Annotated in this window: 17 protein-coding genes; 3 read left to right on the top strand and 14 right to left on the bottom strand. The window is 29.2% G+C overall.

Annotated elements, in window-relative coordinates:
- Positions 1–12: 12 nt before the first annotated feature.
- The 3 genes from K5V21_RS15575 to udp all read right to left on the bottom strand — a co-directional run bounded on the left by K5V21_RS15575 (position 13) and on the right by udp (position 2,864).
- Positions 13–705, bottom strand: a complete 693-nt coding sequence (locus K5V21_RS15575) for a response regulator transcription factor (protein ID WP_221862079.1) — start codon at positions 703–705, stop codon at positions 13–15.
- Positions 706–855: 150 nt separating this feature from the next.
- Positions 856–2,046 carry a phosphopentomutase gene (locus K5V21_RS15570; protein WP_221862078.1) on the bottom strand — a complete coding sequence of 397 codons (1,191 nt, stop codon included), beginning with the start codon at positions 2,044–2,046 and terminating at the stop codon, positions 856–858.
- A 32-nt stretch (positions 2,047–2,078) separates the two neighbouring features.
- The gene (gene udp / locus K5V21_RS15565; RefSeq protein ID WP_204594923.1) at positions 2,079–2,864 is read right to left on the bottom strand and encodes a uridine phosphorylase; all 786 of its coding nucleotides are present in this window, start codon (positions 2,862–2,864) and stop codon (positions 2,079–2,081) included.
- A 232-nt stretch (positions 2,865–3,096) separates the two neighbouring features.
- On the opposite strand from udp, the gene K5V21_RS15560 reads away from it, so the two are divergent.
- Positions 3,097–3,828, top strand: coding sequence for a GntR family transcriptional regulator (locus K5V21_RS15560; RefSeq protein ID WP_221862130.1), 732 nt, complete (start codon positions 3,097–3,099; stop codon positions 3,826–3,828).
- A gap of 173 nt (positions 3,829–4,001) precedes the next feature.
- On the opposite strand, the gene fucP is transcribed toward K5V21_RS15560, so the two are convergent.
- Genes fucP through K5V21_RS15535 form a run of 5 tightly spaced genes read right to left on the bottom strand, consistent with a single transcriptional unit; the run spans position 4,002 to position 9,840 of the window.
- Positions 4,002–5,321 carry an L-fucose:H+ symporter permease gene (gene fucP / locus K5V21_RS15555; RefSeq protein ID WP_221862077.1) on the bottom strand — a complete coding sequence of 440 codons (1,320 nt, stop codon included), beginning with the start codon at positions 5,319–5,321 and terminating at the stop codon, positions 4,002–4,004.
- Positions 5,322–5,356: 35 nt separating this feature from the next.
- A complete protein-coding gene (locus K5V21_RS15550) occupies positions 5,357–6,040 on the bottom strand; it encodes a class II aldolase/adducin family protein (protein ID WP_221862129.1) in 684 nt (227 codons plus the stop codon).
- Positions 6,041–6,086: 46 nt separating this feature from the next.
- Entirely contained in the window at positions 6,087–6,530 is a 444-nt protein-coding gene (locus K5V21_RS15545; protein ID WP_221862076.1) for an RbsD/FucU family protein, read from the bottom strand.
- The gene (locus K5V21_RS15540) at positions 6,524–8,026 is read right to left on the bottom strand and encodes a rhamnulokinase (protein WP_221862075.1); all 1,503 of its coding nucleotides are present in this window, start codon (positions 8,024–8,026) and stop codon (positions 6,524–6,526) included. The genes K5V21_RS15545 and K5V21_RS15540 overlap by 7 nt, the downstream gene beginning before the upstream one ends.
- A 20-nt stretch (positions 8,027–8,046) precedes the next feature.
- Positions 8,047–9,840, bottom strand: a complete 1,794-nt coding sequence (locus tag K5V21_RS15535) for an L-fucose isomerase (protein WP_221862074.1) — start codon at positions 9,838–9,840, stop codon at positions 8,047–8,049.
- Positions 9,841–10,013: 173 nt separating this feature from the next.
- Here K5V21_RS15535 and K5V21_RS15530 point away from each other — a divergent pair, with 173 nt between their 5' ends.
- Complete coding sequence (locus tag K5V21_RS15530; protein WP_221862073.1) at positions 10,014–10,880, top strand: AraC family transcriptional regulator; 867 nt, start codon at positions 10,014–10,016, stop codon at positions 10,878–10,880.
- A 120-nt stretch (positions 10,881–11,000) separates the two neighbouring features.
- On the opposite strand, the gene fucO is transcribed toward K5V21_RS15530, so the two are convergent.
- The 6 genes from fucO to K5V21_RS15500 form a co-directional block, all read right to left on the bottom strand.
- Positions 11,001–12,149, bottom strand: coding sequence for a lactaldehyde reductase (gene fucO / locus K5V21_RS15525; protein ID WP_221862072.1), 1,149 nt, complete (start codon positions 12,147–12,149; stop codon positions 11,001–11,003).
- Positions 12,150–12,277: 128 nt separating this feature from the next.
- A complete protein-coding gene (locus K5V21_RS15520) occupies positions 12,278–13,069 on the bottom strand; it encodes a hypothetical protein (RefSeq protein WP_221862071.1) in 792 nt (263 codons plus the stop codon).
- 93 nt (positions 13,070–13,162) lie between these two features.
- Positions 13,163–13,708 (bottom strand): nitroreductase family protein, encoded by a 546-nt coding sequence (locus K5V21_RS15515; protein ID WP_221862070.1) that lies wholly within the window; start codon positions 13,706–13,708, stop codon positions 13,163–13,165.
- Positions 13,709–13,835: 127 nt separating this feature from the next.
- On the bottom strand, positions 13,836–14,768 hold the full coding sequence (locus tag K5V21_RS15510) for an exonuclease domain-containing protein (protein ID WP_221862069.1): 933 nt from the start codon (positions 14,766–14,768) through the stop codon (positions 13,836–13,838).
- A gap of 272 nt (positions 14,769–15,040) precedes the next feature.
- Positions 15,041–15,274, bottom strand: a complete 234-nt coding sequence (locus tag K5V21_RS15505; protein WP_221862068.1) for a hypothetical protein — start codon at positions 15,272–15,274, stop codon at positions 15,041–15,043.
- A 119-nt stretch (positions 15,275–15,393) separates the two neighbouring features.
- The gene (locus tag K5V21_RS15500) at positions 15,394–16,371 is read right to left on the bottom strand and encodes a phosphotransferase (RefSeq protein ID WP_221862067.1); all 978 of its coding nucleotides are present in this window, start codon (positions 16,369–16,371) and stop codon (positions 15,394–15,396) included.
- Between the two features lie 394 nt (positions 16,372–16,765).
- Here K5V21_RS15500 and K5V21_RS15495 point away from each other — a divergent pair, with 394 nt between their 5' ends.
- Positions 16,766–17,836 carry a helix-turn-helix domain-containing protein gene (locus K5V21_RS15495; RefSeq protein ID WP_221862066.1) on the top strand — a complete coding sequence of 357 codons (1,071 nt, stop codon included), beginning with the start codon at positions 16,766–16,768 and terminating at the stop codon, positions 17,834–17,836.
- Positions 17,837–17,897: the final 61 nt, after the last annotated feature.

Below are 17,897 nucleotides of genomic sequence, written 5' to 3'. Positions count from 1 at the left end.
ATAAATTTCTCCTTACCATGTTTTATTCAATTTATATCCTAATCCTCTTACAGTTTCTACACCATTTTCTATTCCAAGTTCTTTAAGCCTTTTTCTTATTCTGCTTACATTAACATTTAAAGTATTCTCTTCTACAAACTCAATATCGTCCCATATCTTCTCTAAAAGAAAATCTCTACTTACTACTTTAGGATACCTCTTTATAAGATATTCTAATAATATCCCTTCCTTTTTGGTAATTATTAGGATTTTATCATTAAACTCTAATTCTGACCTATCCTTATAAAATTTAAGTCCATCTAACTCCACTATTCTTTCATTAATTTTTGGTGCATAATCTCCAAAAGCTCTTCTTATTTGACTTTTTATTTTCGCAATAACAACTTCATAATAAAATGGCTTTGTTATGTAATCATCCCCACCACTTTCAAGGGCCATAACTTGATCCATACCGCTATCTCTAGCTGATATAAAAACTATAGGTATCTTAGACTTTTGTCTTATTTTTCTACACCAATAGAATCCATCATACTTTGGAAGATTAATATCTAATAATACAAGATCAGGATTAAACTCGTTAAACTCTTTCATTATATCTTCAAAATCATTAGCTACTTTTACATCAAAACCATATTTAGTAATATAATCTTTTAATAAAAGACTAATTGATACATCATCTTCTACAATATATATTTTATAATTCATAACATCCTCTCCCCATTTAGTTATTAGCCCCATTTAATTATACCAATATTTACTTCATAATATAATATTTTCATATTATGATTCCATTTAATTTCAACAATAAAAAAAGTAGCTTAAAATAAGCTACTTTTTACTATATTATTTATACTACTATACAAGTTTCTCTAAAACAGATTCACCTATAGTTCCTTCAGGCATCTTAAGATCAAAGTTATCAGCTATAGTTGCTCCAATTGTAGCAAAGCTTTTTGCTGTTTCTAATTCTCCATCGCCTTTCATTGAAGGTGAGTATGCTAAGAATGGTACATGTTCTCTTGTATGATCTGTTCCTTTATAAGTTGGATCATTACCATGGTCAGCAGTTATTATTAATAAATCATCTTCTTTTAATTTATCTAGTACTTTACCTAAATTAACATCGAATTTTTCTAATTCTTCTGCATAACCTTGTGGATTTCTTCTATGTCCCCAAAGGGCATCAAAATCAACTAAGTTTACGAAACATAATCCATTAAAGTCTTTATCCATTATTTCTAATGTTTGTTCCATTCCATGAACTGAACTCTTTGATTTATGTCCTTCTGTAATTCCTTCACCATCAAATATATCCTTAATCTTACCTACAGAAATAACGTCAAAGTTATTATCCTTTAATTCATTAAGAACAGTTTTTCCATATGGCTTTAACGCATAGTCATGTCTATTACTAGTACGTTTGAATTCACCTTTTTTATTTCCTAAATATGGTCTTGCAATTATTCTTCCAACTTTCCACTCATCTTTAAGTGTTAATTCCCTTGCAATTTCACAACATCTGTATAATTCGTCTAATCCAAATGTTTCTTCATGACCACAAATTTGTAGAACTGAATCTGCTGATGTATAAACTATCATATCTCCAGTTTTCATTTGATGTTCACCAAGTTCATCTAATATTTCTGTTCCACTAGCACTCTTGTTTCCAACAATTTTATGACCAGTTCTTTTACTTAATTCATCTAATAATTCCTTTGGGAATCCTGTATCAGTAAATGTTTGGAAAGGTTTTGTAATATGAAGTCCCATCATTTCCCAATGGCCTGTCATTGTATCTTTTCCAACACTTGCTTCTTGCATTTTCATTTGATATCCTAATGGTTTTGAAACTTCATCTACATGTTTTACTTTGTGTAAGTTTGAAATACCCATCTTTTGTAGATTAGGAATATTAAAACTTTCCACTGATTCAGCTATATGTCCAAGTGTATCAACACCTACATCACCATATTTTTCTGAATCAGGCATAGCTCCAATTCCTAATGAATCTATTACTATAGTAAAAACTCTTTTATATTTACTCATAATCACAACTCCTTATACTTTTTAATGCTATTTTATAACAGTCCCTTTTCTTTGTCTAATTTTATTAGATTTCTAATTCCTTCAACTGCTACTTTTATAGCTCCTTCAGTATCATGCGCTTGCTTATTTTCAAGTCCAGCTTTTTCTCTTTCTTGGTTAGCTATAGCTAGGAATACAGCTCCGACTCTTACCTTTAAGTAACTTCCAACTATAAATAATGCTGCACCTTCCATTTCAGATGCAAGACATCCACATTTAACCCATGCATCCCACTTATTAATTAAGTCATATCCTATTGGCTTAGTTTCTGGTGAATGTTGACCATAGAAAGAATCTTTTGATTGAACAACTCCAGCATGATAAGTTTCATTTAAATTTTTTGACGCTTGTACTAAAGAGTTTACTACATCTAAATTTGCAACTGCTGGGAATTCTATTGGAACATATTCCCTAGTAGTTCCTTCTGCTCTTATAGCTCCTGTTGCTACTACTATATCTCCACCTTTTACATCAAGATCCATACCACCACATGTACCTACTCTTATAAATGTATCTGCTCCACATTTAACTAATTCTTCTAATGCAATAGCAGCTGATGGTCCACCGATACCAGTTGAAGTAACACTTACTTTAACTCCATCTAAATAACCAGTATATGTAACATATTCTCTCTTATCTGCAACAAGTTCTGCATTATCAAAATATTTAGCTATCTTAGCACATCTTTTTGGATCTCCTGGCATTATTACGTATCTTCCAACTTCACCTTTTGCGACATCTATATGATATTGTTTTTCTGAACCTTGTGAATAAATCATTTAAATTCCTCCTATTGTTAGGACAAGTACAACTTGTCTATTTTGTTGTATGTTTTTATATATAGATAATACCATGATAATTTATCATTCGTCAATCGTTTACATATTTTTTCATATTTTTTATTTGCTATTTTTATAAAATATCTTATAATTTATATTAATAAATGAACTTTCAAAGTTAAACTTGTATATAACTTGTCCGTTTATTAGAAAGGTGATTATGATGGATAATATTGATATTAATATAATTGATACAGCAAAAGAATTACGATATGTGACTGTATATAATAAACTTTTTAAAATGATAAATGAAGGAACTTTCCCTAAAAATAGTAGACTCCCATCCGAACCAGATCTTGCAAAAACATTAGGGGTAAGTAGAAGTACCCTTCGTCAAGCACTAGCATTACTTCAAGATGATGGCTTAATTAAAAATATACGTGGAAAAGGAAATTATATTACAAAAGAAATTTCACCTAAGAAAAGTGGATTAGAAAAAATAGGACACGTTGTTTATAAATGCTTAGATCATAAAATAGATACTATTGAATTTGATTTTAAGATACAACCACCTTCAGATTATTTCACTAAAATATTAGGTAAAAAATCTGTAGCAACAGTTGGTATAGATAGATGGTATATGTGTAGTGGAGATACTGTCGCTTATACATTTACTATAATTCCAATAGAAGCTATCTCTACTTTTAATCTTGATTTAAATGATAGAGAAGAACTTCTTAAGTTTATTGAAGATAAAGTTTATACTGAATGTACTGATGCATTAGTTGATATAAAATTTTCAACAGCTGGAAACTTTGTCACTAAAGGTCATCCAATCTCTTGTGAGAAGCAATTTTATTTAGTTGAGGAAGGCCTTTATAAAAATAGTAAATATCCTATTGCCTTTAATAAACATTATTTACCTATGCAGTATGCTAATATTAAATTTCATCCTACTAAATAAATTTAATAATCAATTAAAAAAATAAAAAACATCTTATTATAATAATAAATAAGATGTTTTTTATAAAATAATTTTACTTTTATTTGAATACTCTAAAATTTGAGTATTGAGAGACTAATATATTTATATTTTTATATCAATATATTATATAAATATCCGTTTAATACTTTATACTATACTGATTTTTTCTTTCTAAAACATACTGAATAAAGAAGTACTACAGCAAAACAAATTACTGGTATAAAGAAAGCTGAACGGATAGCAGCTTCAGCACCTTGATATGCTGGAACCATACTTGATAATTTTCCACTATCTATAAGAGCTCCCATAATAGGTGTTATTACTGCTCCTCCTAATATTGCCATTATAAGACCTGCAGCCCCAACCTTTACTTCTGTTCCTAATCCTTCAAGTGCTATACCATAAATTGTTGGGAACATTAATGACATACAAGCTGATATTGCAACTAGACACCAAACTGATATATTTGTTGGTAAGAATATTGTTCCTAAGCTAGATAATATTCCACCGATTGCAAAGATAGCCATCATTACAGCAGGCTCTATATATTTCATAAGTGCTGTACATAGCCAACGACATACTATAAATGAAACTATTGCTATAAGATAATATTTAGCTGATGATGCTTCATCTAATCCTAATGTAACCATTACATATTTTATAGTCCAAGTCCATACAGCTATTTGAACTCCAACATAGAAAAATTGAGCAACTACACCAAATGCATAACGTGGAATCTTTATAAGTTTCTTTATTGATTCTATTATATTAAGCTCACCAGAATCATCTTTTTCAGAACTTTTATTTTTCTTAAAGAAACACCAAATTATTATAGCTATAACAACTAAACCCACATATGGTACACACACCCATAATAATTCAGTATTACGTATATCACTTAAAGCTTCTGCACTCATACTTAAACGTTCTTCATAAGTTGCTGCATTTAAATTTCCTAATATTAAATATTTAGCTAATATAATACCTGTTAATGAACCAATAGGATTAAATGCTTGGGCAAAATTAAGACGACGAACACTTGTCTCTTCATCTCCTAATGAAATTACATATGGATTACAAGTAGTTTCTAATATAGAAAGTCCACCTGCTAAAACGAAAACTGATACTAAAAATAAATTGAAGTTTTGTAACATTGCAGCCGGTATATATCCCATAGCTCCGATTATATACAATCCAAGACCTACTAATACACCATTTCTATATGAATATTTCTTAATAAGCATTGCTGCTGGTAATGCAAGTACTGCATATGAACCGTAAAAAGCAACCTGAACCAGCGAAGAATCCGCTGCTTCAAGCATGAATATTCTTCCAAAAGCTGGTACAAGATTATCAGTCATATTATTTAGAAGACCCCAAAGTACAAAACATGATATAAGCATTATGAAATGTACTCTATATTTCTTTGGCACAATACTAGTTTTCTCGGTACTCTTTATTTTCCCTTCCATTAAGAACTCCCCCTACAAATTTATAGATAATATATTTATTTTTCTTTTCTATAACGCTTGAATCCAGGATGTCTTCCACTTACTCCATAAGCTTTTCTCATACTAATTAATCTATCAACATTTTCTCTTGATATCTCTTTTTCTCCACCTAACAAATGTGCTGTTAAACTTATTTTTGCATATAATTCTAATGTTTCCATTCTATAATAAGCTGTTATTAAATCGGACCCTACTGCTAATGCTCCATGATTTTCAAGCAATACAACATCATGTTCCTGTAGATATGGCGCTATTGATTCTGGAACTTCATAAGTTGATGGCGTACCATATGGTGTAACTGGAATAGATCCTATTGCAATTACAGTTTCTATCATTGTATATCTATCCAAGTCAATATGAGCAACTGCAAATCCTGTCGCAGTTGGTGGATGTGCATGAACAACTGCACAAACATCCTCTCTTTCCTCATAACACCTTAAATGCATTTTTATTTCTGAAGAAGGTTTCGCTCCCTCTGGTCCATCAAGAACTTCTCCACTTGCATCAATATGAACTAATTTTTCTGGAGTTATAAAGCTTTTACTTATTCCAGTAGGTGTAGCTAAAAATGTACCATCATCTAATTTTACTGTTACATTTCCATCGTTTGCTGCAACCCACCCTAATTGCCACATTTTGTGGCATACATCACATATTTGCTCTCTTATTTCCATATACATTAAATTATTATTTTCACCTTGCATAAATTCTCCCCCTACTCTTTAACTAAGCTTCAGCCACTACTCCTTTTTGTAGTATTACATTTGCATATAGCGCTTTTTCTCCAGTTGCAATTATTGCATATGCTTTTTTAGCTTCATCATAAAATTTAAATCTTTCTATAGTCCCTACTGTCTCTTCTCCACGATTATCATATTTACTAATAATCTTTTTATAATCATCCCAAATTGGTGTTAAAACAGTATCTCCAGCCATAACTTCCATTAAGTTCACTGGTTTCTCTACATAAGTATCAAGTGGAAATACCTTTAATATTGCATCTAGTAATTCTGGTATTCCATTCCCATCGCAACGAATTACTATACAATCTTTTCCCATACTCTCAGTAGGAAAGTTACCATCTGCTATTACTATTTGATCGCTATGTCCCATTTCACACAACACTTTAAGAAGATTTGGGGATAAAATTTGTGGTACACCCTTTAACATTTAACTACCTCCTTAGATTTAATTACATCTTTAAATCTTTCATATGCCCCATTCCATAAATCAAAATCATTAGGATAATACTGATATATATCCTGAGAATTTTTTATAACTTCACGAGCTTTATATAAATTCTCTATTTGCTTTGTAGCCATTAACTGTATTGCTATATTTCCTAGTACTGTGGCTTCAATAGGACCTGCTGAAACTTTACAATTACATGCACTTGCTGTCATTTGGCATAAAAGTTTACTTTGAATACCTCCACCTACCATATAAATAACTGAATAATCTTTATTGATACAATCTTTTATTTCTTCTAAAGAATATCTATACTTCATTGCTAAACTTTCATTTATACACCTAACAATTTCACCTTCACTTTGCGGAACTTCTTGATTAGTTCTTACGCAATAATCTTTGATTCTACTTGGAATATCACCAGTTTGTACAAATACAGGATCATCTGGATCTATAAAGCATTTAAATGGTTTGGCCTCTTTTGCCATCTCTTCTAATTGTGAGAATTCATATTCTCTGCCTTCTCTTTCCCATTGTCTTTTACTTTCTTGTATAAGCCACAATCCAATAATATTTTTTAAGAATGATGCTTTATCTCCATACGCTCCCTCATTTGTGATATTATAATTATTTGATTTTTCATTAATAATTGGTTCATCAATCTCAGTCCCAAGTAAAGACCATGTTCCACAACTTAAAAATACAAAATCTTTTTCTATAGTTGGAACAGAAACTAATGCACTTTGTGTATCATGCCCTGCTACCGCAATAACATCACACATATCTATTTTAAGTTCCTCAATTATCTCCTCTGATATATTGCCTATTATCGTTCCACTTGGTACTATTTCTGTAAATATTCTTCTAGGGAGCTCTAAAGATTCTATTACTTTATCTGACCAAGCTCTATTTTTAGCATTAAATAGCTGAGTTGTTGATGCTATAGAATTTTCCGTAACCTTTTTACCTGTTAATAAATAATTAAATAGATCAGGCATTAGGAGCATCACATCCGCCTTTTCAAGCAGATGTGATCTTTTTTCCTTTAATGCTAATAGTTGAAATACAGTATTTATCTCCATAAATTGATTACCAGTTATATTATAAAATTCATCCTTTGATATTTTCTCAAAACTTTTCTCTATCATTCCAGTTGTTCTTTTATCTCTATAATGAATTGGATTTTCAAGTAATTGACCAAACTCATCTAAAAGAGCAAAATCAACTCCCCATGTATCTATTCCAATACTATCAATCTTTCCAAACCTTTTAGCCTTTATAAGACTTTGCTTTATTTCAAAAAATAATCTTAAAACATCCCAGTACATAGTCCCATTTAAAGTAACTGGATCATTTGAAAATCTATGAATTTCTTTAATATCTATTTTATTTCCATCAAAAGTTCCAAGCATTGCCCTTCCACTAGATGCACCAAAATCAAAAGCTAATACTTTCTTCTCTATACTTTTATTATCCATAGTATCACCTACTAATTTTTTTATTTATACATTGGTCCATAAGCTTTGCAAGCTCTATAATCTTGTCCTTCTTTATCCATTCCAAATGCACTCCAAGCTGCTGGTCTAAATACCTTATCCTCAGGTACATTATGCATACTTACAGGTATTCTTAATATTGAGCATAGAGTTATTATATCTGCACCTATATGTCCATGACTTATAGCACCATGATTAGCACCCCAATTATTCATTACATCATATGCTGATGTAAATGCACCTTTGCCAGTAAGTCTTGGAGCAAACCAAGTACAAGGCCAAGTATAATCTGTTCTCTTCCATAACTTATCTGATACTTCATCTGGAAGTTTTACTGTATACCCTTCAACTAACTGAACAACTGGTCCAAGTCCCTTTACAAGGTTTAAACGCATCATTGTTACTGGCATTTCAGCTTCTGTTAAGAATCTTGAAGAGTATCCTCCCCCTCTAAAGTATCCATTGTCAGCAGCATTCCAAGTAGTTGCTTTTAGAATTTCTTCTTGATCATTTTCTGTTATGTCATACCATGCTTTCATTGTTCCATTTCCATCATCATCTTTTGCTTGTCCGCACGCATCTAAACAAGCTGCTCCTGAATTTATTAAATGTATAAATCCATCTGATTCTTTTGCTACACCCTCTAAATCATATCCAGTAGCTTTCTTTACTGCATCTGGGCTCCAATAAGTACGAACGTCAGCAAATATTTGAGCCTTATTTGTAAGCAATTTATTAAATAACATTCCAATTCCGTTTAATACATCATTTTCAGTAGCTAATATATAAGGCTCCCTAGCTCCATCCCAATCAAATGAAGTATTTAGTAGTGCTTCTGGAAAATCACAGTTTGGATAAAAATCAGTCCATTGTCTTTGCCCTTGGAATCCAGCTGCTATTGCATTATGTCCAAGTCTTTCTTCTTCGCATCCTTTAGGTAAATTCTCATTTCCGTTCATTAAATCTTTTATAATGCACATCATCTTAACAACAAATTCCCAATCAGAATCTTTCTCTTCTCTCGTCTTTTGAACACTTTCAGGATTTTTATCAAAGCCTTCTATACACTTTTCCTTAGTCCATTTTAATGCTCTTTTAAATTCTTCTTCGTCATATATTCCTTCAGACATTCTTCTTATTATTTCCACTTCATCAACTGATTCTACTCTCATTCCTAAATATTCTTCTATAAAATTAGGATCTATAATAGAACCACCTATTCCCATACATATAGAGCCTATTTGAAGATAAGATTTTCCTCTCATAGAAACTGCTGCAACTGCTGCTCTACCAAATCTTAATAACTTCTCTTTTACATCTTCAGGTATTTCTGTGTTATCTGCATCTTGAACATCATGTCCATATATTCCAAAGGCAGGAAGTCCTTTTTGTGCATGTGTTGCTAGAACAGATGCTAAATAAACAGCCCCTGGTCTTTCAGTTCCATTAAATCCCCATACTCCTTTTATAGTCATTGGATCCATATCCATTGTTTCTGCACCGTAGCACCAACATGGAGTAACTGTAAGAGTTATATCTACACCTTCTCGTCTAAATTTATCTGCACAAGCTGCAGCTTCTGGCACTCTTCCTATTGTAGTATCAGCTATAACAACCTTTACTTTTTCTCCATTTGAATACTTTAAATTCTCTTCTAAAAGTTTTGCAGCTGACTTTGCCATATTCATTGTTTGTTCTTCAAGAGAACCTCTTACATCAATTACTCCTCTTCTTCCATCTATTGTTGGTCTTATTCCAATTACAGGATACTCTCCTACTAATCTACTTTTTGCCATAATAACTCCTCCCTAAATATTCTTATATTTAAATTCTTTCAATTTACATTTTTTAGTATTTTTGTTGTTAAATTCATTATAATTCTTTCGTTAAACGTTTTCTTGTGCTATAATAGTCAAAAAATATAATTATATTCACTTTTTCATTTAAATCTTAAATTGGAGGTATTCCTATGAAGTATTTTGATTATAAAGAAAATAAACAACATGGCACTTTCGATTTTCCTATAGAACTTTATCACGTAACACCAAATCATCCTAGATACAATATGCCCTATCATTGGCATACTGAATGTGAAATCATAAGAATCTTAGAAGGCGATATGCTTATAATAATTAACGAAGAAAAAATATTAGCTAAAAAAGGAGATATTCTTTTCATTCATGACGGAATATTTCATGGTGGAACACCAAAAGACTGTGTATATGACTGTATTGTATTTAATATGAATTTACTATTAAAGCAAAACCATGCTTGCACAAAACAAATACAAAATATTATAAATCATAACAAAGTAATTGAGCCTAGACTTCCTACTGATATTTCAGAGTTAAGGACATGCTGTAATAATCTATTTGATTCTATGCAGATAAAAAATACTGGATATGAATTTGTTACACAAGGGTCTTTGTATCACTTATTAGGAATTATATTAAAGCATGAGTTATATATAAATAAGAATAAAAATACTAAAAGAAATCAGCAAAAGATTCTACAATTTAAAAAAGTCTTATCTATAATTGAAAATGAATATTCTAACCCTATTTCCCTTGAAGATTTATCTAGAGCTGCTGGAATGACTCCAAAATATTTTTGTAGATTTTTTCATGAGATGACTAATAAAACTCCAATTGAGTATCTAAACTACTACCGAATTGAAAGTGCTTCGGAACAACTTATAACTACTGACTTACCCGTTACAGAAATTGCTTTTAATTGTGGCTTTAACGATGTAAGCTATTTTATTAAAACTTTTAAAAAATATAAAAATGTAACTCCAAAACAGTATTTGAAAGCATATTCACTTAATGTTATATAGAGCACTTATTTTAATTTATAAGTTTATTTAAATATTAGTAAATATAAAAATGAGCTACAATAAATCATAAGGATTTATACTGTAGCTCATTTTTGTATATTTTATATTAATATATTTTAGTTAAATTAATGATTGATATAATTTTATTATATCTTCTACTGATGTTTCCTTTGGATTACCAGGCCTACATGCATCTAAGTATGCAGACTCTGCTAAAAATTGAATATCATCTTCCTTTACTATATCTGTTAAGTTAGATGGTATACCAACATCATTAGAAAGCTTTTTAACCGCATCTATAGCTGACTTTCTATATTCTTCTACACTCATACTCTCTGTATTTTCAACGCCCATAGCCGCTGCAATATATTTGTATTTATCACCTGTTTTATCTGCATTATATTCCATAACAGTTGGAAGAATAATTGCATTTGCAACTCCATGAGGTGTATCATAAACTGCACCTAATGAATGTGCCATAGAATGAACAATTCCAAGTCCTACATTAGAAAATCCCATACCTGCAATATATTGACCAAGAGCCATTCCTTCTCTTCCCTCAGTTATATTTTCAACTGCTCCTCTTAAACTTTTTGAAATTAATTCAATAGCTTTTAAATGGAACATATCCGTCATTTCCCATGCTGCTAATGTTGTAAATCCTTCTATTGCATGAGTTAAAGCATCCATTCCTGTAGCAGCTGTAAGACCTTTTGGCATACTTGCCATCATTTCAGGATCAATAACTGCTACTATTGGAATATCCTGTGTATCTACACAAACAAATTTTCTATTCTTCTCAGTATCTGTAATAACATAGTTAATAGTAACTTCAGCTGCTGTACCTGCTGTTGTTGGAACAGCTATAATTGGTACAGATTTATTTTTAGTTGGCGCTACTCCTTCTAAGCTTATAACATCTTCAAATTCTGGATTATTAATAATAATTCCTATTGCTTTTGCTGTATCCATTGATGATCCTCCACCAACAGCAATTATATAATCTGCACCTGAATCTTTATAATTTTCTACACCAACTTGTACATTTTCAATTGTTGGATTAGCTTTAATATTAGAGTATAATTCATAACCAAGCTCAGCCTCATCTAATATATCAGTAACTTTTCCTGTTACTCCAAATTTAATTAAATCTGGATCAGAACATAAAAAAGCTTTCTTAAATCCTCTTCTTTTTACTTCAGTTACAATTTCCTTTATAGCTCCAGCTCCATGATAAGAAACTTCATTTAATACAATTCTATTAACCATGCTATTCTCCCCTTTTTAATGTAATATAAGTATATTGTAATTTTATGAAGTTCTTATTACTAGGAAGATAGTAGCATAAAAATATAATAATTTTCACTTTTATTTATAAACTAAAATTCTTTTATATATTATGATTCATTTTTATCAGTAACTTTATATATCTTTTCTAAGTATTCCTTACTAAAATCAACAGCTATTTTATTATCTAATACTAAAACATACTTCTCTTCAAAGGATTCGACTTCTTCATCATTAAATCTATAACCTTTGTAAGTATTTATTAATTTGCTAGATCCCTCTTTAGTCTTACATAATTCATCTAAGTCTCTACTTATTTTATATAAAGTTAATGCTAATTTTATATTATATAAATCATTTTCTCTAATATAAACTACCTTCTTAACCTTTTTATTTTTCTCTTTAAATTCCTTTAATTTATCAGGGTTAATATCCTTTAATACTTTCTTTCTATTCTTTATATGAGTTTCTTTTATTGCATAGATTTTTTCTTTATGTATCTTATGCCATTCTTTCGAACTAACTAAGCCACCTAAATCATACAAATCCTTAAGTAGCTCTAATTCATTTTTATTTATCTCCATAAATCTATAGCCTGGAACATTTTCTCCAAACTCTTTTAATATATGATACCTTCCCTCTATATACTTTGCTAGAATCCAATTATTCTCTACTTTTTCTTCTGTAACTTCTAAAATACAATGTTTCTCCCCATGAGACATGAAATTCCAATGATCTGATATTCTAAGACTTCCTTCGGGCTTATACTCCCAAGTAACATTTGGAACATTATAATAACTTGAACTATATGGACTTTTATTAATATGGTCAAACTTATTAATTTCTTCTAACACTACCTTAGGAGTCACTTTTGCTTTCTGTGGTAATAATATCTTTCTCATAATACTTCTCCTAAATATTTTATATAAATAGTATGTGTACTTTAGAAAAGTTAATTATAAAAAATTGCATGCTTTAATTAGCATGCAATCATTTTACTTATATTCATTAAAGGAAAGAATATCATCAATTGCTTTTCTTACCTTTTTTCTTGGCTCTCTATCATCATAATATCCTAAAGATATAACAAGATGTATTTCTTTATTTGTATTTATATTCAATAACTTCTTTATTGCTTTTTCTTTAAACCATCCCATCATACAAGTTCCAAGTCCTAACTCAGTTGCAGCTAAGCAAATATGTTCTGAAGCAATACCTATATCTATAGATGTATAGTCTTTCTTTTTAATAAGTTCACCCATCTTAGATGTTAAATTACGTTTTTCACCTACAACAACAATAAATACTGGAGCAGTAAGTGCAAATTTATTTAAACCAATCATTGGTTCATATAAATTATTTGCAACTTCCTTTGTAATCTCTTTATCATCTACGACAACAAACTTCCAAGGTTGTGCATTACAAGCTGATGGTGCTAATCTAGCAGCTTCAATAATTTTTATAATCTTTTCTCTTTCAACTTGTTTTTCTAAGTATCCTCTGACACTTTCCCTTTTATTTATAAGATTAAAAAAGTCCATATATTATAACTCCCTATACATTTCTTTATATCTATATCATTTCTTTTTATTATATTATTTATTTTCGTATATAGATATATAGAAAATTTATATTCTCTTAAAACATCTCTTAGATAATCTACTAATCCTAATTAGCTTTTTTTATCATATCTAAAAATCTCTCTTCATCTAAGAATTTTATCTTCTGACCTTTATCTCTTAAATCTGATGCTCTTTTAAGCTTATTGCTCATTTCACACCTATCTAATTCTTCTATATTTTTTGTATTTGTTACTAAGCATGTTGTTTTCTTAGTTACCGAACTTCCTGTGCATCCTCCAAGTTTTCTAACTAACATCATAGCTTCATCTCTTGTCATAGAAGCTAATCCTCCTGTAAATACTACAACTTCATCTCTAAATGCATTACTATCTAAACATTCAAATGGATTATTACTATCTATTGATGGCTCTCTTCTTGATGTTATTAATATTCTTCCTCTACTTGAAGAAGGCTTGTATCCATCACTATTAACTACTCCAAGAGTTACCCCTAAAGCTTTAGATATCTCATTAACATCTTTAGTATCTAATTCCTCTGAAATATTAAGTAATATATTGCTACATGCAAGAGCATCTGCTAAAGCATCATGATGCTTAAACTTATATCCTAAAAAATTATTTACTGTGTTTAATCTTACATTATTAAGCCCTGTGTAGAAATTCTTAGCAAGTTTCATTGTACATATATAATTAAAAGTTGGTGCTTCAATTCCATAAAGTTCTAAGGTATTTCTTAAAACAGATATATCAAATCCAGCATTATGAGCTATTACTAAACTTTCATCAAAATGATGTTTAATTTTTTCCCATACCTCATTAAATTCTAATTCATTTTCAACCATTTTAGGTCTTATACCATGTATACCAATATTTATTGGCATAAACCTCATTTCCTTTGGCTTTATTAAATGATGTATTCTTTCAATAATTTCTCCATTCTTTACTACAACAATACCTATAGAACAAGGACTATTCCTCTTTTCGTTTGCAGTCTCAAAATCTATAGCAACAAAATTCATCTATCTTCCTCCATTATTAAATAATCGATTATATTTATATATCTTATAATTTAAACAATATTATATTAAGAAAATAATTATACTACGATAATCTAATATTTAAAAATTATTATTTAGTAAATTTAATATAAATAAAAAGTTGTATTGAGAAACAATATCTCTCAATACAACTTTTAACTAATATAGTATTAATTATATTATATACTATTTATATTATATACTATTTAAATTTAATTTTATTACTTTCTACAATAGAAATGTATCTTTATAAACTAATTATTATCTATTTCTTTTCTATTCTTAACTTCAAACTTATCTGAAATAAATGATAATATTATTGATAAAATCAAAACTGCTATAGATACATATAATAATGTACTATTATCTTCTACCGGACATGCTCCTTGTGGTAAATGCATACGACTTTGAAATACTTTATACCCAGCATATATAGCTACAACAATGGCTATATTAGAAATATAATTACTAACTTTACTTAACTTCATAAATTTATACCCCTATACTCCCTTTATAATATTTAAAAATATTATTTTATATAGAGTGAATATACCACTTTTCTTAAAATATCACAACAAGTTACTTTTAGGTAACCAAGTCTTTTTTATTACTGCTGATTTAATAATTCCTCTAATAATTGCATAGCTTTATCTTTATTTTCTAATCCAGATTCCTGATTGTCATATTCTATATACCAAACATATGAATCCATTAAGGCATATAAAAGACTATATATTTTTCTACGAGTTTGGCTTTTTATATCACTGCTTAATTCTGTTCCATAACCTTTTATGAAAGATTCATTTATTATCCAAGGACTAGCAAATTCAAAATCAACATCACCAAATATTGATCTATCTGCATCAATAATAGCCGCTATATTATAATTATCATTCCTCTCTTCTACTAAAATATTGCCAGCCCATAAATCACCATGAACTAAATGTGGTATTTTAACTTCATCTAACATTTCTTTATATTTATAGATACATGATTTAAATAACTCTAACTGCTCATCATAAAATATATCAAACTCTCTAATTTTATCATTAAGTTTTGAAATTTCATCTATTAAGTATTCACTCCATAAATCAAATCCATCGCCTTTTGATATATCATAAACTCGTCCAAACTTTTTAGAAGTTATATTATGTAATTTAGATATATATTCTCCAACCTCATTATAAAGTCTGTCTTCTATATCTTTACTAACTTTAACATCATATAATACTTTACTATCAATATAATCAACTATCATGTAATCTCTATTTATAATTTTCTTTTCTGTATCACATAAAAGTATCTTTGAACATGGTATTTCATTATCTATGCAAAGTTTATAAACATACTCTTCACCTTTCATTAAATTATTCTCAAAAGGTAAAAGTAAATTCCTATTACTAGGGCCTACCCTTAATATTACTTGTTGTTTATCTTTGAATATTTCTATGTGATAAGTAGTATTAAATAATCCACCTGATATTAATTTTGCTTTAAAATTAGTTCCTATTCCAAAATAATTCTCTACTATCTTACTTAATTCCTCTTTGCTTAATTTCCCATAAATTCTCGATGTTTTATTCATTTTAAGATCCTCCTGTAATCAAAATATAAATATTTTTATATTTTACTTTAGTCCTTTAATTCCAATTAGATTTATTATCTACAGCAATTATTTAATTTCTCTTAATACTATGAATTCCATATTTCAAAACACATCAAAATATTACCACCTATGGATTATTTTTACAATATATTTCAATAAAAATTTTTTTTGTTAAATAGCTATGTAATTTACTATGCTACTCTAAAGTTTTATTTACTTCACATTTTACCACCACACCAATATAATATTCTAGTTTACTATTAGTTTACTTTTTAATAATCTAAGTTACTTTCTATTCAATTGTAATATTTTGTATTATTAGCTATACTTTACTCAGAAAGCTTTCTTATCACAAAATAAAGGAGTAAAACTTATGATTTTAAATGTTGGAAAAGTCATACAAAGATTAAGAAGAATAAAAGGTCTAACTCAAGAACAGCTTGCTGAAGCAGTAGGTGTATCAAAGCCAGCAGTATCAAAATGGGAAAATGGATACGCTTATCCTGATATTACATTACTCTCTCCAATCGCTCGTCTACTTGATACTACAATTGATGGATTATTAGAATTTAAAGAAAAGCTAACAGATAAAGACATAGAAGAAATTTTATCAACATGCTCAAATAATTTTACAAATAAAGATTATAAGGAAGCTTATGAAGATTGTGAAAATTACTTAAAAGAATATCCAAATGATTTAGGTTTAAAGCTTAAAATAGCAAGTTTATATTTTACTCAGCTTCCCCTTATAACTACAGAAGAAAGTCAGAACTCTCTAATGGACAGAGTTATGGAACTAACTAAAGAAGCTTCCGTATGTGAAGATATAGAAATATCAAAATCAGCTCTTTTAAGTTTAACAAGTTATTATATAATGCTGCAGGATAATGATAAAGCTTTAGAAACTGCACAAAAGTTACCATCTGAATCTACAGATACTAATCTATTAATTGCTACTATTCACTATAATAAAGGAGAAATTGAAAAATCAAAGAAAATGTATCAAGAAATGCTTATTAAAAACTTAGGAAACTGTGGTATGAATTTATTATCTTTAGCTCGTATTGCAGAAAAAAATAAAGAATTTGACAAATCAATAAAATTATTAGAAGTTCTAATAAAGCTTCATAATTTGTTTGACTCCCCAAGTAATGGAATGTCAGCTTATATAACGCTAGCTGAAGCATATGCTCGTAATGGTTGCGAAAAAGAATCCATAGAAGCATTAAAGAAATCTGAACCTCTTATAAAATCTAAATTAGAAAATATTTATGAAGATTTATCAAATAATATATTTTTTGATACCTTAGAGATTAGTAAAAAGACTATCTCTAAAGAGTATTTAAAAGAAACTATAACTACTCTTTTAGAAGATAATAAGACATTTGATAAGATAAAAGAAAATACTGAATTTCAAGAAATCATAGAAAGAATTAAAGAATAAATCTAGTATCCTATAATACTTATTTTTATTTATATTTTTAAAGGAATAAACTTCAATTTAT

It is taken from the genome of Clostridium sardiniense, assembly GCF_019753795.1.
In the GTDB taxonomy this organism is placed as follows: domain Bacteria; phylum Bacillota; class Clostridia; order Clostridiales; family Clostridiaceae; genus Clostridium; species Clostridium sardiniense.
This window is presented reverse-complemented; position numbering and strand designations above follow the sequence as displayed.